General features: G+C 39.1%; 6 protein-coding genes. All 6 read left to right on the top strand.

What is annotated here, in order from left to right:
* The first annotated feature begins 65 nt into the window (after positions 1-65).
* The gene (locus tag L1275_RS04235; protein WP_253470162.1) at positions 66-944 is read left to right on the top strand and encodes a hypothetical protein; all 879 of its coding nucleotides are present in this window, start codon (positions 66-68) and stop codon (positions 942-944) included.
* 148 nt (positions 945-1,092) lie between these two features.
* Positions 1,093-2,388: an IS1380 family transposase gene (locus tag L1275_RS04230; RefSeq protein ID WP_253470160.1), complete on the top strand. Its 1,296-nt coding sequence runs from the start codon at positions 1,093-1,095 to the stop codon at positions 2,386-2,388.
* Positions 2,389-2,906: 518 nt separating this feature from the next.
* Positions 2,907-3,416 carry a hypothetical protein gene (locus L1275_RS04225; protein WP_253470158.1) on the top strand — a complete coding sequence of 170 codons (510 nt, stop codon included), beginning with the start codon at positions 2,907-2,909 and terminating at the stop codon, positions 3,414-3,416.
* A 497-nt stretch (positions 3,417-3,913) separates the two neighbouring features.
* Positions 3,914-9,748, top strand: a complete 5,835-nt coding sequence (locus L1275_RS04220; RefSeq protein WP_253470156.1) for a choice-of-anchor J domain-containing protein — start codon at positions 3,914-3,916, stop codon at positions 9,746-9,748.
* 442 nt (positions 9,749-10,190) lie between these two features.
* Positions 10,191-17,618: a choice-of-anchor J domain-containing protein gene (locus L1275_RS04215; protein WP_253470148.1), complete on the top strand. Its 7,428-nt coding sequence runs from the start codon at positions 10,191-10,193 to the stop codon at positions 17,616-17,618.
* Positions 17,619-17,934: 316 nt separating this feature from the next.
* Positions 17,935-24,540, top strand: a complete 6,606-nt coding sequence (locus tag L1275_RS04210) for a choice-of-anchor J domain-containing protein (protein ID WP_253470146.1) — start codon at positions 17,935-17,937, stop codon at positions 24,538-24,540.
* The last annotated feature ends 106 nt before the right edge of the window (positions 24,541-24,646 follow it).

The following is a 24,646-nucleotide window of genomic DNA, read 5'->3' as shown; positions in this document are numbered from 1 at the left end:
GTCGAATTTCATTTCGTGCGGCAGCGGGGAATCAACTAAAGTGTTAACTAAGTAAAAAAACAGGTTTGACTAAGAAAATAAAAATATTTGTTTTATATGTGTTAGTTATTTACTCATGTAATGATAATAAACTTCGAAAAGAATATTATAGTACGGGTGAGTTAAAGAAGGAATATATACTAAGAGATGGAGTAGTTATAAGTGATAAGTGGTACCACAAAAACGGTCAGCTACAATATATTTTTGAAATCAAAGATGATTTAAAACGAGATACCTTATTTGAGTATTATGAAAATAATCAAGTTAAAAACTATATTACTCAATTGCATTACCCATATATCTTCTACAAAGGATTTGATGAAAATGGTGATTTGAGTATAGAGGGGAGACTTTTTAATAAGCGAAAGACAGGATGGTGGAATTATTATAAATCAACAATTTTAGAAAAGCAGGTTTATTATATGATAGAAAAAGACACCTCATTTGTTGCTCAATTAAAATTTTTTGATTCTGAAGGTAATGTAGATGAAAGTAAGAGCGATTATGTTAAATTTATAATTCCCGATACCTTGTATGTAGGAAAATCTACTGGAACTATTGTTTACAGAAAAAAACTCGGGGAATTTAGTCAAGAAAATGTTTGTATAGGATATGGTTTAAAGCCAGACTACAGTAATATTGTTAAGACTAGAGTAGATACCTTCTATAGTGGAACAAATAGTGGTTTTTTTGCAGTTGACTTTGTTAAAACAGGTAAGCAAAACATTAAAGGGTTTATATACGAGGTTTTAGTAGATAAAAAATCAGATTATTTAGTTGAAATTCAGACAACTATGACGTATTTTGACAAGGATTTCTTTATAGTTGATAGGCCTGCTTCTGTGCCAAAGGATAAGGTCATACATTATCATGAAAAAATTAAGTTTTCTTCATCTGATAACTAAGTGTATTACTAGGTTTTCCTCCCCCGCTACCGCGCGAGTCCTCCCATAAATCCGCAACTGACTGTTAATGAAAAAGGTAAATATTTAATAGTCAATTCTTTGCGTTCTTAATGTAATCACCTAAATTGGTGATACTTAATAAGCAGATATGAAAATATTGAATTCCAATGGGATTTCGGCCTTTGGCGGCTTGAATTTTGTTATTGCAGAACTCGATAATAAAGAGATTGGAAAGACTCTTAATGAAACCCTGCCCAAATTGGGAGCCCAAAGTAAATATAATTGGAGAGATTTACTCTATAGTTATTGGTCTGTATTCTTTTGTGGTGGTGACTGTGCAGAAGATTTGTCAAGTAACTTTAAACCTAACTTTTCTCAATCGCCAAAGCTTAAAATTCCCAGCCCCGACAGGGTTTTGAACCGCTTAAAAGAACTTGCTGAACCTACTACTGAATTTGCTACTGGTCGGGGTGAGCACTTACATCAATTTGCCATTAATGAGAAACTGACTCAATTAAACCTTGAGATCCTTAAAAGGATAACAAAATTCACCGACACGATGGTTGATTTAGACTATGACAATACCGTCTGTTATACCGAAAAAGAAGATGCGCAAATCACCTATAAAAAATGCTATGGATATGTTCCAGGAGTTGCGTTAGTAGGATCAAATGTTGTTTATGTAGAAAACAGAAATGGAAGAAGCAATGCGGGAATTTTGCAGTCCGAAACACTTGAAAGAATGTTTAGGCATCTTGAGAATCATAATATTAAAACAGATCGATTTAGGGCAGATAGTGCTTCGTATGAGTTTCGAACTATAAGAACCATTGAAAAGCATACGAACAGATTTTATGTCAAGGCGAGAATGTCCTCAACAATGGATACCGTCATTTCATCGGTTAAAGAATGGGAGGTTGTAGGCGACAAAGAAGACGGAATCTTTAGAGGCGAAGTATACTATACGCCTTTTAAGAGAGCTGCCAAAGATTATAAGCTGCAAGATGATCTCCACGAGTATAGGTTTATTGTAACCAAAGAAAAAAGAAAGGATGGTCAGATAAATACCTTTACTGGAGAAGCCTGTGTTTACTCGATCATCATCACCAATGATCAACAAAGTAAGCCTGACGACATTGTTTTTTATTACAATCAAAGAGGAACGATTGAAAAGGAGTTTGATGTTCTAAAAAATGACTTTGGATGGCAAAAATTGCCTTTTTCTACATTGGAACAAAATCAAGTCTATTTACAAATCATGGCCATTTGCAGAAATATTTACCATTATATCATAAACCTCTTCTCTAAAAAAGTAAAAGGTCTACAGCCAAATTATAGAATCAAAAAATTTATTTTTAGATTTATTGCTATTCCTGCAAAGTGGGTTTACCGTTCCAGACAATGGCATCTGAAAATTTATGGAACTATTCATTGGTACACCTGACCACTTTTTATATAGTATCTTTCAAAAAGTTCTTCAACATATTAAAATAAAAATAGAAAGAATAAATCCTTTACAGGGGAAAATATGCTCTTTAGGCAACCTAAATAATTACTTAAGATACTTTTCTTCATCCTTAGTAGTTATAAATGATAAAATATCAACTTCTGGTATAGAGTTGCGGATTTATGGGTCCTCTCGCGTGGTCTATAATAAAAACAAAACGCTCAATCCTATTGGGGTTTTGTGTTTATAAAGGTAGTTTATCGATAAAAGCTAATCTTCCATTTTTGTTAAAATAGCATTCGGTTTCTTTGTATATTAACTGCGGTTTAATCGAGGGATATTAGTAATGAATTTCTGAACATAAAAGTGTTGACTGCGTTGAATTTCATTTCTTGCTGTAAGGAGGTATAAAACACAACATAATTACGAAAACATTTTAAACTATTTTGAAACAGAATTTGATTAGTTTTGCAAATGAAATACTTTTATAAATAATTACTATAACAATAAAATAAATGAGATCTGAAATTTGTACTTGCCAAGGCTTAAATAGTAATTGTAAAAAATGTTTTGGAAGTGGATTTGTTTCTACTGAAACGGTAAATAAATCGGCTTCTAAATCTGCGGACTACAAAAAGGGAAAGAAACAACAACAAGTTGAATCGCTTTTTCCTGAAAATTTAGATCTTTTATCAAAAAATGAGGTTGAAGAAATTGCGATTAAAATCATTGGAGGTTTGGATCTAAAATCAAAAAAACAAATGCAAATTCTAAACGCGATTCCTTTTAATACCACTACTTTTCGCAGAGATTTTGGTGATAAATTCGAATTGCTTGGTGTAATAGAAGCTGAAAAACAACATTTGAGAAATGAACTTTTAATTGTTGATCAGGAAATTATGTTGAAAAATTATAAAAGTAATTTCAAGTTTAAGCATTTTCTATCAGATAAGGATGTGGACGTCACTTCTAATCGACAGCTAAAAGAATTAATTCGGGAATATAAAAAATTGAAAAACAAGTAAAGTATTCTTGATATTGTAGTTTAAAAAACACTTATAAATATAAGTGTTATGTGTTTTATTGGAATGGCTTACTTGTTTAATAAGCTAAGTTAGATCAAAAAAACCACTCGCTCCAGCATGATGCTGGTATGCACAAAATAGAGTACTTACTATCATCATACTGTTGATTGCAACAAAAAATCCCAACCCAAAAAAGTTGGGATTTTTTGTTAAAAGTATGTTCTGGTTGCATGGGGATACTTAAAACAAGCTAGGGAAGCGAACGGCTGTTTTTGTTTCAAAACGTGAATAATATCTTAATTATTCGCGATTTATTTGCGTATTGCGAAAATAATATTTTTCGGATTAAATATTTAGCGGTAATTTGTTTGTAGAATTGTCAAATCGCATTATTATGGGGTAAATTATCGGTATATATGGTTGTATTAACATTTGATGTTAATGTTTGGTTAAATAAAATTGATATATTTGAAAGGAAACCAGCAAAACATTAAATTATGAGAAAACAACTATTATTCTTTTTACTTCTATTTCTGGGTATCTTTATGTATGCCTCGAAGGTGGAAAACAGTATGAGTTCCTTGTTTACTTCGACTAAAGAATTTCTTTCACACATCGGAAGCCTCGGTGACAAAGAAAGTGTAAACTCTGGAATTATCGAATACAATAATCTTGCAGAGCAGGAATTGAAAACCTTATTGGCTGCCTGTAATGTGCAGACGTTACCTTTTAAAGAAGGTTTTAATCAGTCATCGACTACGTTCAGCTGTTGGACTATAGTGGATGGGAACAACGATTCGACCTCACCGACGGGTACCAATATTTGGAGGCAATCGAACCTCTCACCACAAGAGGGGGATCGGACCATGCAATTCTCGGGCTCTGGTACGGGTAAAAAACACGACGATTGGTTGATTTCTCCGACCTTAAAAATGAGTGGCGCTATCTATGCAATTACCTTTTACATTAAAACCATTGCTTCTTACAACAATGAGTTGGAAATCCTGATGTCAACGACGGGCACTTCAGTGGCTGATTTTACGACTACCATACAGGAAAAAACGTCATATAATAATGCGGATTACGTCAAAAAGGTAGTTTATGTTCAAGGGACAACAGCCGATGCAAATATAGCGTGGCGGGTGGTCTCTACGGGATCTACGATGATATATATCGACAATATCAGTGTTGAAAAAGTAGACTGTATTGCTCCAAATGATGAGATCGCGATCAGTGGTTTGGAAAAGGACAAACTAACTGTTACCATAGTGGATACTTTAAATTCGTCCTGGGAGTATTTTGTACAATTGCCTGCGGGTCCCGAACCGGTGGGCAGTGGAACGGTCTCTAACAGTAAAACCATGGCGATTAATCGGATCAATGGTGGCGGGAATCTACAACCCAATACCGAGTATGAAATTTATATTAAGTCGAGTTGCGGACAGGGAAAAACCAGTAAGTGGATTGGACCATACCTCTTTAGAACCTTATGTGATGATATGGTGTTGCCGTTTTGGGAGGGATTTAATAAGGTTTCTACAAACCTGAACTGTTGGACCTTCTTTGATGGAAATAAAGATTCAACCGGTCCTACCAGTAGTAATATTTGGAAATTACAAACTTCAGCCTTGGCTTATGAAGGCGATCAACACGCGTATTTCTTTGGTTCAGGTACGGGTAAAGTACACGACGATTGGTTGATTTCTCCGAATTTTAATTTCTTACCGAATAAAATTTACCGTTTAAAGTACCATTATAAAACTACTGCGAGTAACGATAATGAATTCGAAGTTTTGGCTTCTAATGCGGGTATTGATCCGGTAAAATTTACCAAAGTAGTCGTTGGTAAGAAAACCTATAAAAACGATACGTATCTCGAAGAGGTAGCCTTTATTTCAGGACTTAGCGGTAAGGTAAACATAGCCTGGCATGTCGTGTCTACGGGGACCACTACAGTATATATCGACAATGTCTTTGTAGAAGAAGTTTTGGATTGTCCGGAGCCTATAAAAATCGATGCGACAAATATCGGGATTGATAAAGCGACCCTAACATGGGTCGATGAATTTCAAGCCACCGATTGGGAGTATGTGGTTCAGGTTCCAGGTACGGGTATGCCGCTTGCTAAGGGAACAGCGACTAAAACTAAAACCAATCCTATTACTAAAGACAGTGCTGGAAAAAACTTGGAAGCCAATACGGAATATGAGGTCTATGTACGCACCGTTTGTGGAAATGGGAAATACAGTATTTGGTCGGGCCCTTTTAGCTTTAAAACCAATTGCAGCATATTTACAACCCCATTCTGGGAAGGTTTTAACGTGAATTCCAAAACCCTGCGTTGTTGGACGGTTTTAAACAACAACAACGACTTGTATTCTTGGAAAACCAGTACTTCCAATTATGAAGGAGGGCAATCGATGTATTTCTACGGTTATGGAACGGGTAATTTTGTTCACGACGACTGGTTGGTAAGTCCGGTAATCACTTTTGCCGCCAATAAGATTTATCGACTAAAATACCATTACCGCGCTAGTGAATACGACAACGAGTTTGAAGTACTGTTGTCGAACTCGGGTATGGCTATTGCCAATTTTACTAAGGTGGTAGTTGCTAAAGATAAATATAGAAATGGTGGTTTTTTAGAGGAAATTACCTTTATCAGTGGAGTCAGTGGTGATATTAACCTGGCTTTTCACGTCACTACAAAAGGCATTTCTTACCTCTATATCGATAATGTGTTTATCGAAGAGGTTGTGGGATGTCCAGAACCCTTAAAATTGGAGGTTTCTAAAGTAGAAAAGGACAAGGCGACTTTATCTTGGACGGAATCGACAGTTTTTAATGGAACGGGTTGGGAATATGTGGTACAAAAAGCGGGGGAGGGAATTCCTCTAGCTGCGGGGACTCATACCACGGTAAAAGAAAATGCGATTACGAAAGATCAGCTGGGTCAAAATTTACTACCCAATACGGAATATGAGTTTTATGTTAGAGCGGTCTGTGGTGGTGGAGATTTTAGTATTTGGAGTGGTCCTGTAAAGTTTTTCACGAGTTGCGATGTTTATCAAATCCCGTTTGAGGAGGGTTTTAATACCGATTCCAAAACATTGAGATGTTGGACTATAGTCGATGTTAATAAAGACGGGAATGCTCCGACACAAAATATGTGGGGAACTACAACGGACGGTTCTTATGAAGGCGATCAGGCTATGAAATATTTTGGATTAAGTTCGCGATCTGATGATTGGTTGATATCGCCTATGTTAGAATTGGATGGGGGTTCTTATGTTTTAAAATACTATTATTTAACCGATTCAGAGCCCGTTTTTAACAACGAATTTGAGGTAATGCTTTCGACAGAGGGCGTGGCTGTTGACAAGTTTAAACAAACGCTGGTCGCTCGCAAGAAATACTTAAATAAAGCTTGGGTAGAAGAGGTGGTTTTTATCAATAATATCCAAGGAGTGGTCAATATTGGCTGGCATGCGGTCTCTTCTACCGGCATCAGGACCTTAGTCAGTATAGATAAGATGAGTATCAAAAAAATAATAGGATGTCCAGAACCGTATTATGTCAAGACCACTGCGGTTACTAACAATAGTATCGATATTGAGTGGCAGCAAGATGGAGGAATAACAAATTGGGAAGTGGAAATCGTCGGATATGGAAGCCAGCCAACGGGCTTGGCAGCCAATATTAAAAAAGTAACAGGAAATCCGAAAACAACTTTAATTGGTTTGAGTGAAGGCAAAGCATATTCCGTTTTTGTAAGAGCTGTTTGTTCGGATAATGTTACGACCAGTGATTGGTCTACGCCCTTGAATACCGCAATCAAAGTGGGGTTAAACGATGAATGTTCGGGGGCATTAACCATACCGGTAAACAGCGGTTTGGAATGTGAGAAAACCATATCGGCAACTTTCTCTGGGGCAAATATTTCGAAAATATCGGAACCGTTTTGCCATGCAACAGGAGTTAAGACAGATGTGTGGTTTGAATTTACCGCTACTTCAACGCAACACATGTTGAAGATGACGGATATATATAGCAATCAAGAAAGCAATGGAAGTTCGTCATCGACCATGTATATTGCGATTTATGATCAGGATTGCGCTACTATTGTAAATACGGCGATAAGTTGTTTCTCGTTTAACAATATGGGGCGTGACGGTATTATTATGGGATTGGTTCCGGGTAAAAAATATCTTCTAAGGGTGGCTACCACGGTTAAAAATCCCGATTTTATCTTTAGTTTGTGTATAACTACATCGCAATTCTCTAGTTTGGAAGTGAGTCCGAGTGGGGATAAATACAGTGTAGAAGAATTGGTTAAAGACGTTTTGATTAAATCAAATTGTGATTTGGTATCCAATATCAAATATCAGGCAGGGGATAACAGTGCGATCAATACCTTGGGCTACTTTAATAAGGCTACTGCCGACTTTCCATTTGAGGAAGGAATTGTGTTGGCAACGCATGCGGTCAAATATACTCCAGGACCTCATCATTATGTTCCGTCGAAGGACAAGGTTCCGAAGTGGACAGGTGATGCTGATTTGAATGAGGTCATTAAGCAGGTAGGAGGTGTTGGATTTGGCGATGATAAATATGTCTCGGTTTTGGAATTTGACTTTATACCGATCAAGGATTCGTTGAATTTTGAATACCTCTTTGCCTCGGAAAGTTATGATCGTGGCTGTACCTATGTCTGTAAAGAGGGAGGTGCTTTGTTTGCGGCATGGTTGACGGAAATTGCAACGGGTGAGGGGCAAAATTTGGCTTTAGTTCCGGGTACTACAGAACCTATTGCCTTGTCGACCATACGCGATTCCAATAAGTCGGGAGCGGCTTGTAGAAGTATGAATCCTACGTTTTTCTCGAAATACTATGATAACATTCAGGACAGTAAATTGGATGCTCCGGTTAATTACGTGGGGCTAACCGTGCCGATGAGCTCTGAGAAGATTCCTGTAAAAGCTGGTAAAAAATACCGCATTAAATTGGCTGTCGCCGATTTTTGTCCCAATGTTTTACATACCTCTGCCGTGTTTTTTAACGCAGCGAGTTTCGATTTGGGCAGTGTGGACTTAGGTGTAGATATGTTGGTAGAAACCAACAATGCCCTTTGCGATGGAGAATCGAAAACGATCAAATCGGGTTTAAGTTCAGATCCTGCGGCAGTGGATATCCGATGGTTTAGAGACGAGGTTTTGATTCCGAATGAAAAGGGTCCGGATTTAGAGGTCACTGTAAGTGGAACCTATAAAATTATGGCAAAATACCTAGAAGTGAATTGTGAAACGAGTGGTTCGGTTAAAGTCGAGATCTTTCCTGCCATTTCTAAGGTTTTGGCTAAACCGGAGATTTTGACCATTTGTCGAACGTCATTAAAGGATTTGGAGATCGACCTGACTCAGGTAGAGAAAAGAATGCTGGGTACGGCAGATCCAATGAGGTATGCCTTTACCTATTTCGAAACTAAAGCAGCGGCCGAAATCGGTGAAAATGCCGTTGCGAATCCTAAGGCATATGTGGTCAAAGTCACCGCATTTGATGTCAAGGTCTATCAATTGGTGGAAGACTTATATACCGGTTGTACGGAGATTTTTGAAATCACCTTAAAATCTACGGCGGGAAGCATGCCAGCGGCTCGTGAAGACGTTAAGGTGTGTGCAACGTATACCTTTCCTGCTTTGGAAAGCAATCAGGCATATTATACGCTAGCCGCCGCTCAGGGTGATCAATATAAACCGGGTGATGTATTAGATAGTGCTGGATTATATAAAATATACGTTTTTCAGGATAATGGCGCGGGTTGCTATGAGGAGACGGCATATCATATAGCCATCACCGAGGCGGTAAAAGCCGATGTTTTCGCTGATCTAAATTTGAAATGCGAGTTTCATGAACTCAAGGCGCTATCAGAACACAACCGCTATTTTACTCAAAGTGGTGGGCGGGGAACGGAATTGGCTGTCGGAACGATTATTCTGGATACGCAAAGAATCTATGTCTATGCCTCGTCGCCCGATGGATTGTGTATTGATGAAAGTAGTTTCGAAGTACGTTTTGAAGAATGTCCTATTCCCAAAGGAATATCTCCAAATGGCGACGGGTTTAATGATGCTTTTGATTTGTCCAAACACGGAGCTACCAGTGTGGTGATTTACAACCGCTATGGTACAGAGGTGTTTTCATATCAAGGTGTTTATACCAATCAATGGGTTGGACAAAATAAAAGTGGAAAATTGCTTCCCGATGGCACTTATTACTATGTGGTGATTGCACATGGAAAGACGAGAACGGGTTGGGTGCAAATCAATAAATAGCATGGGGTAAACGGTCTGAGTCCATAACTATGTCGCACGGACTTAGCGGTTTATTTCGGGTTACAAAAACGGGGTTATCTCACAGGAGATAGCCCCGTTTTTTTTAGATCAGCGCGAAACAAGAAATTGAAGTCGAAGTCAATGGTCTAATTGGATAGTGAAATCAGCGATTGATGTCGACTAATTAGCGTAATGTTTTGTTAGTTAGCTTTTTAAATAGCAGTTGTTACTGCTGTTTTTGCTTTTCGTTAACATAAAGAAACGGCTTTTTAACAATATATTTAAGAGGGTATTGAGTTGGTTGTAAGTTTTTTAATTAAATATTTTTAAGGTTTGTAGTTTAATTGTTAATTCGTTTTTTTAACATTTTTAGTAAAATAAATATGTCATTAATGTATATATTTGAAATAATGAGCGTTAAATAACTAAATAATATAGAATTATGAATAAATTAAACCTTTTATTTTCATTTTTCATTTTTTTTCTTGGTTTTCTGTTTACAAATACTAAAAGTTACGGTGCCGGGTTAAGAACAGAAATTTATGAAGAGCCTGTCTTATGGCAAGCAAGAGCGTTTGCCCCAGAGCTGTATTTACAGCCCTGCTTTATATTTGAATCCTTAGCTGTTTTAAAAACAACCAATCCGGCCAATGTTGTTTTTAGCGACGATTTTGATGGAGTGGTCAAATGGACTTTTTTTAATGATACGTATAACGGCTGGTATATTGGTACAGCAGTTAATAATGGGGGTGCTAAATCGATGTACATCTCAGATGATAGCGGTGTATCCAATACTTATTCAGGTAGCGCCGCGGTTTCTCATGCGGTGAGTCAAGCGATTCCGATTGCAGCTAATACCAGTGAGTATTTGTTGAGTTTTGATTGGCGATTAGCTGGGGAAAAAATTACGAGCGTATACGATTATATGAACGTGTGGGTGATACCTACAACATTTACCCCAACTGCAGGTAGTAGAATATCGGTCACTAGCAGTGGTGGAGTCAAGGTAAAAGAGCACATGTGTGAGCAAGTTGCTTTTGTGGAGGAAAAAATAGTAGTTGATCTCACGCAATATGCTGGACAACAAGTGAAAATAGTCTTCGAGTGGATTAACGACAGTTCCGTTTTTAATCAACCTCCAGCCGCGGTTGATAATGTAGAATTGTCTAAAGTCAGTTGTCCTGGTCCCAAAAACCTCGTACAGAGCCAGGTGCAAACCACAAGTGCTGTGTTGGCGTGGACAGCTCCTTCGGGCAGTACTGCGGATAATTATGAGGTTTACTTAAGTACTGACAATACAGCGCCTACCGGCAATCAGACCCCGGTAATTACGGTCACCAATGCATTAACTACAACGTTAACTAATCTAACGCCCAATCAAAATTATTTTGTATGGGTAAGAAAGGTTTGTGCAGCTACTGACAAGAGTATATGGGTGGGCCCCGTTAATTTTAGGACTTTGTGTATGGCTTTTAGTTTGCCGTTTTGGGAGGGTTTTAATTCCGATTCAACAACTCAATCTTGTTGGAAAATTGTCGACCAAAATAAAGATTCCACCTCACCTACTGGAAGTAATATTTGGAGGCCCTATAATTTTGGGACATTTCAAGGCAATGGATGTATGTATTTCTACGGCGGTCCGCGTAATGATGATTGGTTGATTTCACCGCAATTTACAGTCGATTCCACCAAAACTTATAAACTGCGTTATCACTACAAAACAAGTACTTCGTACGACAACGAATTTGAGGTTTTAGCGTCAACAAATGGTTTTGACATCAGCGATTTTACTAGGGTAGTAGTACCGAAAAAGATTGACCGCAATGGAGATTGGAGAGAAGAGATTGTCTATCTGGATAATTTACATGGATCCGTATATTTTGCCTGGCACGTGACCACTCAGAGTTATACCTATCTTTATATCGATCATGTGTTTGTCGATGAATTAGAGTGTATAGAACCTCAAAATTTGGAGTTTTCGAATATCTTAACATCGCAGGCTACCGTATCGTGGCAAGACAGCATCAATAACTCTTGGGAGTATTATGTCGATGAACTCAATGGTAACGGACCGATGGGGGCGGGAGTACCTACAACCACTACGCAAGTGGTGCTTACCAATGATTTCAACAACAGTCCGCTTACAGCAAACACCATCTATGATTTTTATGTTCGCGCTAAATGTGTCAACGGTATTTTTGGAGAATGGATAGGACCTTTTAATTTTAGGACCGATTGTCTACCGATGGTTCTTCCGTATTCAGAAGGATTTAATACAACCTCAAATACTTATGCTTGTTGGACCATAATTGACCATAATAATGATCGCATGAGCAATGGTGCTAATGCGTGGAGACAACATAATTCTTCGGTGCATGAAGGGGATAGAACGATGTATTTTGATGGGCGTAATTCATCGACAACCCACGATGATTATTTGATTTCTCCCGAAATTGAAATGAATGGCGGTATTTATGCCATAACATATTATTATCGAACGTCGACTTCATATTCCAATGAATTTGAGGTATTGCTTTCTACCACCGGTAAAGCCCCTGCTAACTTTACAACGGTTTTGCAGCCTGCGGAAAAGCGGAACAACGCTACTTACATAAAAAAAACGCTGTTTGTTCAAAATGTTACAGGGATTGTTCATCTCGCTTGGCATGTCGTTGCTACAGGAACTGCGGATGTCTATATCGATTTGGTGTCGATTAAGAAGATTGATTGTTACGGGCCAGATGAAGAAGTGGAAGTAACGGATATAAAAAAGGATGAAGCGACCTTTGAATGGAAAGACAGTGTGAATGCCAACTGGGAATATTATGTGCAACTGCCGTCGGGCGTGCAACCCGTAGGTAGTGGTGCTTTAACAAAAACAAAAAAGCAAAAGGTCAATAGAACATCGGGATCGGGGTCTGTCAATTTACAACCCGATACCTGGTATGAGTTTTATGTTCGATCGAGTTGTGGCCCGGGTAAAAACAGTCCGTGGGTGGGACCAATTCTCTTTAAAACGAGCTGTGATGCGTTGCCATTGCCGTACTGGGAAGGTTTTAATACAACGAGTCCTTCTATACAATGTTGGCGTATTATTGATGCGAATAACGATGCAACCTCGCCAACCGGCTCTAATATCTGGACTACTAGTGGTTCATTTGATAGTTATGAGGGGAATCGGGCCATGAGTTTTTATGGACAGTCAAACCGAACACACGATGATTGGTTGATCAGCCCTGCTTTTAATATTAATGCCTCTAAAATATATCGACTAAAATATCATTTTAAAACAAGTACTTCTTACTCGAATGACTTTCGGGTTATGCTGTCAACGAATGGCAATGCTGTAAATGATTTTAACACGGTTTTAGCTGTCGAAAATGGGCATAGAAACTCAAGTTATCTAGAAAGAAAAATGTTTGTAGACAATATCACTGCTGAGATCAATATTGCTTGGCAGGTTACTACCCAAAATAGTGCGACCTATCTTTATCTAGATAATGTTTTCTTTGAAGAAGTGCTGACTTGTCCGGAACCTTTAGCGTTAAATACTAAAGACGAAAAATACAATGAGGTTACGCTGTTGTGGAGTGATAAGTACGGCAGCAGCTGGGAATATGTGGTACAGCAACCCGGAGGCAGCGTACCGACGACCGCAGGAATTGCAACGAATAGTAAAGAAACCATAGTGACTCAGGATTTTACGGGCAATGCCTTTCAACCCAATTCGCCCTATGAATTTTATGTTAGAACGAGTTGTGGCAATGGGGAGTACAGTGAGTGGTCTGGACCATTTGATTTCAGAACCGGTTGCATTGACTATCCGACGCCATTTTGGGAGGGCTTTAATGCGGATTCGAAATCCTTAATTTGCTGGACTGTTGTTGATGAAAATGGAGATGTTACGCCGAACGGTAATTCTAATATTTGGAGGCTTTCGACAACGCGATATGAAGGTACTCATGCGGCCTATTTTGACGGCTTTTCTTCAGGTAGTGATACTTTGAAATTACCGCATAATGACTGGTTGATATCTCCTAAAATTGTAATGGAACAAAATAAGTTCTATCGTTTAAAATATCATTATAGAACAGCCTCAAGTACTACTTACGACTACGAATTCGAAGTGTTAGCATCTAATTTGGGGGTAGATACTAAAAACTTCACCAAAGTAGTGGTGCCCAAAAAGAAGTACGACCCAATCACCCAATGGAGGCAGGAGTATGTTTTTATTTCTGGAATCACCGGCGCTGTGAATATAGCATGGCATGTTACCTCGTCATCACGTTATACCGATATTTATGTGGATAATGTTTTTATAGAAGAGGTTACGGGTTGTCCCGAGCCCTTGAAATTGGGAGTGACTGCGGTCGGAAAACGAGAAGTGACCATGAGTTGGACCGATGATTTTAATGCGAATTCTTGGGAATATTATATACAAAAAGAAGGAGGTGGGCCTCCGGTTTCCAATGGTTTGCTAACCAATCAAAAACAGACAACCGCGACGCTGGATCATTTAGGGGTATTGTTGGAACACAATACCGACTACGAATATTATGTGCGTACGGTTTGTGGTAATGGAGCATACAGTATATGGAATGGACCTTTTAAATTTGTGACTCTATGTGATTATTACGAGTCGCCTTTTTGGGAAGGATTTAATTCAAATACAAACACTATTCGATGTTGGACGAGCTTTAATAAAGACAAAGAAGAGATTGGATTAGGATCTATTTGGAGAACCACGACAAGCAATGTTTATGAGGGCAATCAAGCCATGTATTATTCGGGTGTTAAACCTTATGACGATTGGTTAATCTCCCCAAATTTTAGGTTAGATGGTGGTCTATATATGTTAAAATACCATTATAGAACCTCGACGGGCAATGATAACAATTTCGAGGTGCGCTTGTCGACACAAGGCGCTGATGTGACCAAATTCGATTCGATCTTAGTACCCGCAAAAACCTATCGATTGGGTGATTATGTCGAAGAGGTCGTTTTTGTAGATAAGATACAGGCCGATGTGTATATTGGTTGGCATGTGGGTATGGTGAGTAATAATAATTCGTATTTATATCTAGATAACATCCATCTTAAAAAAGTGATCAATTGTCCAGAACCGTATTATGTTAAAATCGTTGATCAGACGGATACTACTGTCGATTTAGAATGGCAGCAATACGGATCGACTAGCCAATGGGAGGTTTTGGTTGTTGATTACGGTCAGGATGAGACGGCAACGCCAATTTCAATAACTTCAGTTTCGGGTAATCCGCAAACCACGATAACGGGATTGCAATCGGGTAGGGCTTATACCTTCTATGTTAGAGCCAAATGCCAAGATGGACAAACAACTAGTGATTGGTCAACTAGCCGTGATGGAATGACGGTGGTTAACGAAAACAACGGTTGTGAAGGAGCCATAACGATTCCGGTTAGTGAAGGCTTCGAATGTGAACAAGTGGTTTCTGCCTCTACCTTAAATATGGAGACAGCCACAGTGGTGCGGCCGAGCTGTGAAAATAATACCACTGTAAAACGCGATATCTGGTTTGAATTTACCGCTAAGTATAAACAACAAGAATTGAAGCTGAAAGATTGGAAAGGATCGTCAAGACCTACTTTGTATGCAGCTTTATATGGTCAATCTTGTGATTCGATCACCAATACAGCTATTGAGTGCTTTACGCTGACGTCTAGCATAACATCTAAATCATTTAATAATCTAACTCCGGGACAAAAGTATTACGTCCGATTAGCTACCACCAGTGCAAATCTGAAAGCGATGTTTAACCTCTGTATCATTTCTCCACATTATTTGGAAGTGAGTCCGAGTGGAGAAGACTACACCTTGGAGGAATTGGTAAAAGATGTGCTGATTAAGTCCAATTGTGATTTGGTGTCCAATGTGCGATATCAAAATGGCGATGGCAGTCCAAAGGCAATGTCTTATAATACGGTCGGTTACTTTAATAAAGGTCAAACGGATTTTCCTTTTGAGGAAGGAATAGTACTGTCGACAAATGAAGTTCAATACGTGCCAGGTCCAGCCCAAAATAGTTCCTTTGATAGACGGGGAGCTAATGATGAAAGGTGGCTCGGGGATAAGGATATCAATGATGCCATTGCAGATGCAGGAGGAGGTCCGGTTAACATACCAAAGAAACGGGTAACTCAGATCGAGTTTGATTTCTTCTCGATAAAAGACTCGATTAAATTTGAATATCTATTTGCATCCAACAGTTACCATTCCGATTGTACTAATGTGGGTTGTGCTGCAGGAGCTTTATTTGCCGCTTGGTTGATTGACGAAACCACCGGGGAAGGAGTGAATTTGGCAAAGATCAAAGGAACGGATGTTCCAATTGCATTGCATACCATTACCGATACTTCTAAAACAGGAAAAAATTGTCCGAGCTCGTATCCAGAACTCTATTGGAAACATTATGCCAATAATGTTGATAATCCTTATTATGGATATATTGATTTCGTAGGATTAACCAGACCTATGGAATCGGAGACTGTGCACGTGATTCCAGGACGTAAATACCGCATCAAATTGGCGGTGATTGATTTTTGCAGTACGGTGGCACATTCCTCGGCGGTGTTTTTTAACGCCGGTAGTTTTAATCTGGGGAATCTTGATCTCGGGGCGGATTTACTCGTGTCTCAAGGGACGGCGCTATGTGATACCGAATGTGTGACCATACATTCTGGACTGGGAATTGACAATGTGGGTATACAATGGTTTAAAGACGGTCAATTGATCGTTGGAGCAGATCAGCCCGATCTAGAAGTTTGTGAGAGTGGGGTTTATAAGGTAATTGGCGAATATACGGAAATCGGTTGTATGGTAGAAGGGGAACGAATCATCGAGATTTTTCCACCTATCTCGACAGTGATGCAAGCACCGGAAACTTTGGATTTCTGTCGAAAATCTGTAGTTCCGATAGTTTTAGACTTGACCCAGATCGAAGCGCAGATGTTGTCTGGAGCCACTGCAGAGGATTACCAATTCGCTTATTATCAGATGCCAGAGGAAATGGAAATTGTCAATCCACAGGAATTCTTGATTGAAAATCCTGAAATAAACAAAACAATTCAGATTAGAGTGGACGACCTAAGAACGGGCTGTGTCGAGAGTTTTAACTGGCTTTTGCGAACAAATACTGGAATCATTCCCGAAGATCGAGAGGATATTCATATCTGTGGAGCTTATCTATTTCCTGATCTGGAAGCGGGGCAGCATTATTATACTAAATCGGCAAAAGCCGGTCAAGAATATAAATCTGGAGACTTACTAAGTGAACCGGGTGTACATACGATTTTTGTACTCCAAGATAATGGAGGGGACTGTTATGAGGAAGTTTCCTATCAGGTTTCGATTACTGCAGAGGTTATAGCAGATGTCTTTGATGACAAAACCTTAGAATGTGAAAATTATATACTAGAACCGCTTACAGGAAACAACCGATATTTCACCCAGGCTGGAGGTCAAGGTCAAGAATTGGTATCCGGTACGGTAATTAGATTTACTCAGACCATTTATGTTTATGCGAAGTCTGATGACGGTTTGTGTATCGATGAAAGTGATTTTACTTTAACCTTCAATGAATGCCCAATTCCAAGGGGGATTTCTCCAAATGGCGATGGTAAAAACGATCGTTTTGACTTATCCAATCACGGGATATCTGGTATTAAGATTTACAACCGCTACGGAGCTGAAGTATTCTCGTTTGACGGTCATTATACCGATCAATGGGCGGGTCAAAATAAAAACGGCAAAATGCTACCCGATGGAACCTACTACTACGTAGTGATTGCCCATGGTAAAACCAGAACGGGATGGGTTCAGATCAATAGGTAGTTGAAGCGAATAACATTCCTATAGTCAGAATACATGACTAAATCTATAAAAGACAGCAGTAAACAGAAGTTTGCTGCTGTCTTCTGTTTTTACGGATACGAAATGTTAAAATTGAGGCGGGAAACCAGTGAGGGAATCCGTATTCGAAATTTAGTATTATCTAGGTTGTATAGGGGTTTTGTGTTGTTTTTGATTTTTTTTGTCGTTGTTTTTTGCTTAATTAATGTTTGTGTCTGATAAAAGAACCTGTTGTAATTGTTAATCTTAGTATAAAAAAAATGTATATTTGAAACAGTAACTAACCAAATTATTAGGCATGAAAAGAATTACTTTATTTTTTTCTGCTTTCTTAGTTTCTGTATTTTTGTTATTAAGCAGTACCTTGTATGCTAATAAGCGGAGTGTAGAAACTATAGAAAGCAGTTTTCTATGGCTGAATAAATCGTATGCACCGATGCTCGATTTACAGCCGTATTTTAACTTTAAACACCAAAATTTAGCGGCCGCTGCCGCTGCTTGTGTTGCACAATCGCTACCGTTCTTCGAGGGCTTTGATACGGGGTCAACCTCACTGGCCTGTTGGACCATAGTAGACGAAAATAAAGATTCAACTTCTCCGACGGGCAGTTATATCTGGAGACCTTATGAATACGGGTTTTTTGAAGGTACACATTCGATGTATTTTTCAGGAAATTCCAAAAATGATGATTGGTTGATTTCCCCGACTTTTAAATTGGATGCCACTAAGTTTTACAAATTAAAATACCGCTACAGAACGACCACTTCATACGTCAATGAATTTGAGGTCTTAGCTTCTAATAGCGGTGTTGCAATAACAAATTTTACTAAAGCAATAGTACCGAAAAGGAACTATAGTAACGGTGATTGGGTAGAGGAAACCGCTTTCATCAGTAATTTTGCAGGTGATGTTAATATCGCTTGGCATGTGACTACCCAAACCTACACTACTGTGTATATTGATAGTGTGATTTTGGAAGAGGTTACTTGTGTGGAGCCTTTGGGACTGGGTGTTAAAGGAGTGAAAACGGATCAGGCTACCATTTTTTGGAATGATCCAGTAGGTGCTTCGTGGGAATATCATGTAGAGGCTGCAGGCGGTGTAGGTCCAGTAGGTGCAGGTACAGCTAGTACCACGACGGAAGCCTTAATTACTAAGGATTACCTAAACAAAAATTTGACGCAAAACACCGCTTATGAATATTATGTAAGAACCAAATGTGCCAATGGTGCTTTTGGAGAGTGGTCAGGGCCATTCAAATTTCATACAGCTTGTTTAGCGATCACAGTGCCGTTTACGGACGGTTTTAATACCAATTCTACGACCATTAACTGTTGGAAAATTGTGGATAACAACAAAGATGCTACTTCCCCAACGGGCAATAACATCTTTAAGCAATCCAGTAGCACGCCGCAGGAAGGAGATCGAGTGATGTATTTTTACGGATCTGGTTCAAACACTCATGACGATTGGTTGATCTCTCCAACATTAAAAATGAATGGTGGGGTATATGCAATCAGTTATTACTATAAAACGTCTACCTACTATGATAATGAATTCGAGGTCGTTTTATCAAAAGACGGACAAGCGCCGACTGATTTCAAAATGAAGCTTGAAGCTCCAAAAAAACGAAGTACAGATACTTATACTAAAAAGACCTTGTATGTAAATAACATTACTGGAGATGTAAACATCGCTTGGCATGTCGTTGCCAAGGGGACTGCGTATTTGTATATTGACATGGTTACCATCGAAGAGGTTTCTTGTATGGCTCCAAATGATGATGTAAAAGCGGTTAAAATTGAAAAAAACAGTGCTGAATTTTCATGGACAGATCCGAATAACAGCAGTTGGGAGTATTTTGTGCAACCGATGGGTTCGGGTGCTGCTCCGGTGGGTAGTGGATCTATAGCAAATTCAGACTCGGCGATTTTTTCCAAAACCTCTGGATCAGCAGGAACTAATTTGCAACCAAATACCTATTATGAGTTTTTTGTTAGAGCAAGTTGTGGACCTGGGAAAACCAGCCCTTGGGTAGGACCAGTTGTGTTTAAAACACCTTGTGATAGCGTTAATTTACCATTCTGGGAAGGTTTTAATACAGGTTCTACAAGCATGGATTGTTGGAGCATAGTAGATAATAATAAAGATGCAACTACGTATGATAATATCTGGAAACAATATCAATATGGAGGCTCTGAAGGCGATAAATCAATGTACTTTAGTGGAAGTGATAAGGCGCACGACGACTGGTTGATTTCGCCTACGATCAAATTCGTTGCAACGAAGTTTTATAGATTGAAATTTGACTATAAAACAAGTAATTATAGTAAAACGGATTTCGAAGTGCGACTCTCTAATAAGGGATTGGCTTTGGGTGGCTTTACGACTGTGCTGCATACGGCAAAAGCAGATATGACAGGCGATTATAAGCAGGTTACCGCAATTATTGGTAATGTTGGCGGTGATGTCAATATCGCTTGGTACGTTAACAACCTCCAGGGAAGTCCTAGTTTATATGTGGATAATGTGTTTGTAGAAGAAGTAGTCGGATGTCCAGAACCAACAAATTTGGGGGCAAAAGATGAAAAAGAAAATGCAGCGACGATCAATTGGGTCGATAATTATGGAAAAGATTGGGAGTATGTAGTACAGAAATTAGGAGGTAAAGCTCCTACCACTGCTGGAACAGCTACCAAGACTAAAGAAAACATCGTTACCAAAGATCAAGCGGGTACTACGTTACAACCCAATACAGAATACGAATTCTATGTGCGTACGGGTTGTGGTCTAGGCGAGTTTAGTATATGGTCAGGGCCGTTTAAATTTAAAACGGCTTGTGGGCTGTTTACCGCGCCATTTTGGGAAGGTTTTAATTCCAATTCTAAATCTTTGGGATGTTGGACTATAATAGACGAAAACAAAGATTCTACATCCCCAACGGGAAGTAATATTTGGCATACCTATGATTACGGACAATATGAAGGTAATCAGATGATGTATTTCTATGGATACCAAAGTGATAAGGCGAAATTGCCGCACAACGACTGGTTGATTTCCCCGAAGATAAAATTTGATGCGGGCAAAATGTACCGTTTAAAATACCATTATAAAGTGTCGAGCTCCACTTCTAATGACTATGAATTTGAAGTGTTGACGTCTACTGCTGGATTGGATACCAAAAGTTTTACAAAAGTGGTTATCCCTAAAAAGAAATACCCGGCGAGTTCGGATTGGAAAGAGGAATATGTATTTATTACGGCAACTAGCGGTGATGTGAATATCGCTTGGCATTTGACTTCTGCTACTGTCGGGACCTACTTATACTTAGACAACGTGTTTGTAGAAGAGGTTACAGGCTGTCCGGAGCCATTGAAATTAGAAGCCAAGGATCTGGAAACGGATAAGGCAACTATTTCTTGGGCCGATGAATTTGCTGCAACGAGCTGGCAGTATTATGTACAGGAATCTGGAAAACCAGCACCTGCTGTTGCAACTGCAGGAACAGCAACTGCAGCCAAATCAAATACGGTTACTAAGGAACAATCGGGTAAAAAATTAAGTGCCAATACCGATTATGAATTTTACGTTCGTACGGTTTGTGGAAATGGACAATACAGTATATGGAGTGGACCATTTAAGTTTGTGACGCTTTGTGGTGTGAATACTGTTCCATTCTGGGAAGGTTTTAACAAGGATTCTAAAACAAGCAGATGTTGGGTGAATCTAGATAAAAAAGGAATGATCTCACCTTTAGGAGGCAACTGGAAAACAACTACTAGTGTGTATGAAGGGGATCAAGCGATCTATACCTCTGTATTCGATTCTAAGAAAGAACCGTATAACGATTATTTGGTGTCGCCTACAGTTACTATGGATGGAGGTATGTATGTCTTGAAATTCCATTATAAAACCAATACTTCAGCCACCAATAATAACGATTTTGAAGTATTGATTTCTACTCAGGGTGTCGATGCTACTAAATTTACAACGAAGGTATTGCCTTCGGCCAATCACCGTATTGGGAATTATGTGGAGCAGGTAGTGTTTATCAATAATGTCAAAGGTGATGTAAATATTGCTTGGCATATGCTGGCGACCAATACGTCGTACTCCTATTTATACTTGGATAATATTCATTTGAAAAAAGTCGAAAACTGTCCAGAGCCGTATTATGTGAAGGTATCCAATCCAACGAGTTCTAGTTTGGATGTGGAATGGACGCAAGACGGGGGTATTACAAACTGGGAGGTAATCGTACTTAACTATGGAGACGACGAAACGGCGACTCCTATAAAAACGGTACCGGTAAGCGGAACACCTAAAACGACGATTTCAGGATTGGATCCTAACAAAATGTACACAGTTTATGTACGAGCAAAATGTGTTGATGGAAAGTCAAATAGCGATTGGTCTACGGCGGTATTTGGCGGTACCAAAGTGGGGGCGAATGACGATTGTAGTGGAGCGATCAATATTCCAGTTAACAAAGGGATTGATTGTGAAATAAATGTTAAAGCTAGTTTCTTTGGATCGACTGTTTCAACAACACCAGAACCGCAATGTTTAGGTAACAATATACCACCTAGAAAAGATATTTGGTTTGAGTTCACTGCAACCAACATCGAACACATGTTGAGTGTTTCGGATTATTCAAGCGCTTCAAATGTAGGCTTCTCAACGATTTATGCAGCAATTTACGATCAAAATTGCGCATCGATAAGCAATGTTGCTGTTGATTGTTTTAATTTGACTTCGGATGCTCCTTTTGGGATCATGAAGAATTTAGTAGTAGGCAAGAAATATTATCTGCGATTAACTACTTTGGTGGTGACCCCTGATTTTTATTTCTCACTTTGTATTAATGTTCCGGCCTTTTTAAAAATAAGTCCTTCAGGAGCAAAATATACCGTTGAACAATTGGTTAAGGAGGTATTGGTAGTTGCGGACTGTGATTTGGTTTCTAACATCACCTACCGTACCGGAACTAATTATCCAGGAGAACCCAATGGTATTGGTTATTTTGATGGAAACAAATCTCGTTTCGGTTTTGAAGATGGAATTATATTGGCGACCAACGGTGTAGAAACATCTATGGGGCCATCTAAACGTAGTCCATCTCAATCAAACGGCACTAATAAGTGGTTGGGTGATAATGATATACGAGACCTAATATTATCGGTTGGTGGGGACGACGGAGCTAATTTTAACGCTTCAGTGATTGAATTTGATTTTATTCCAATTACCGACACCATCAAATTTGATTTTATCTTTGCTTCTAATGAATATGGTGGTTTTCAATGTACCTTCTCCGATGCATTTGGATTTTTCTTGACGGATTTGGAAACGGATGAAACGGTAAATTTGGCAGTGGTTCCTGGAACGGATACCCCGGTTTCCGTTACGACGATTCGAGATTTTAAATATAACAATGTTTGTTCAAGTGTTAATGAGACCTATTTTGATAAGTATTATGGAGATATTGGTGAGCTTCACAGGGAAAATGAGACAAACTATCTGGGACGAACGGTGCCTTTGACGGCTATGTCTGCGGTGAAACCCGGAAAAAAATACCATATCAAATTGGCTATTGCCGATAATAAGGACTCTAGTTTTAACTCGGCGGTTTTTCTAGCAGGAGGAAGTTTTGATTTGGGGCGTATTAACCTCGGTAACGACTTGCTGGTTGAGAATGGAACAGCACTTTGTAGTGGAGAATCTCGATTTATTAAATCAGGTGTGCCTACTGACGGTGTCGTTATAAAATGGTATAAAGATGAGGTGTTAATCGCTGGAGCTGATAAGCCAGACTTGGAAGTTCTTGAGACAGGGATTTATAAGATTACGGTAAAATATCTCGATTTGGGATGTGAAACGACAGGATCGGTAAAAGTAGAAATTTTCCCAGCTATTTCTGCAGTAGTTGCGCAACCGAAACCGTTACCAATTTGTCGCACGGCTTTAACGGCATTGGAGTTAGATTTAACTGAAGTGGAAGAAGCCATGCTAGCCAAGGTAGATCCGGTTAACTATTCGATGACCTATTATAAATCAAAAGAAGATGCTGTAGCAAAAATAGGTGCTATTGCAGATCCGGAAAATTATGGTGTAGAAACTAAAGGAGTCGATGTGGTGCTTTACATTTATGTAGAGGATGTGCGAACCGGTTGTTCTGAAATATTTGAATGGATTTTAAGAGCGACAAAAGGTGTTATTCCCGAAGCACGTGAAAATGTTAAGGTATGTGCCACTTATACTTTGCCAGCGCTAGAAACCGATCAACACTATTATACGCAATCGGCTGCTAAAGGGATAGAATACCAAGCAGGAGATGTTTTAACAGAGGCTAAAGAACACACTATTTATGTTTTACAAGACAATGGAGGTGGTTGTTACGAAGAGATTTCGTTTAAAGTAACCATTACAGCTGCTGTTAAAGCCGATGTTTTTGGCGATGTAGAATTGGAGTGTGCTTTACATCCATTGGCTGCGTTGAGTGAACATAATAAATATTTTACTCAAGCAGGTGGTCAAGGTATCGAGTTGGCTGTGGGGAGTTTAGTTCCACACGCGCAAACCATTTATGTATATGCGGCTTCTGACGATGGATTATGTGTTGATGAGAGCAGCTTTAAAGTGAGTTATTTGGATTGTCCAATTCAAAAGGGTATTTCGCCTAATGGCGATGGTAAAAACGATCGTTTTGATCTTTCGCAGCACGGGGTGAATAGCATAGTGATTTACAACCGCTACGGAGCGGAGGTGTTCGCTTTCCAAGGGGCTTATACCGATCAGTGGTATGGCCAAGATAAAGGCGGGAAGTCACTTCCTGACGGTACGTACTATTATGTTGTTATTGCCCATGGTAAAACCAAAACAGGATGGGTTCAAATCAATAAATAAATTTATAAGCATTACAATAAAAAAGTCGGCAGTATTTACTGCCGACTTTTTACATTTTACTAGGATGAAGAACCCGTATTGCTATCAAAGTAGTTTGGGCAAGAAC

The organism is Flavobacterium sp. HSC-61S13, from assembly GCF_024171535.1.
Taxonomy (GTDB): domain Bacteria; phylum Bacteroidota; class Bacteroidia; order Flavobacteriales; family Flavobacteriaceae; genus Flavobacterium.
This window is presented reverse-complemented; position numbering and strand designations above follow the sequence as displayed.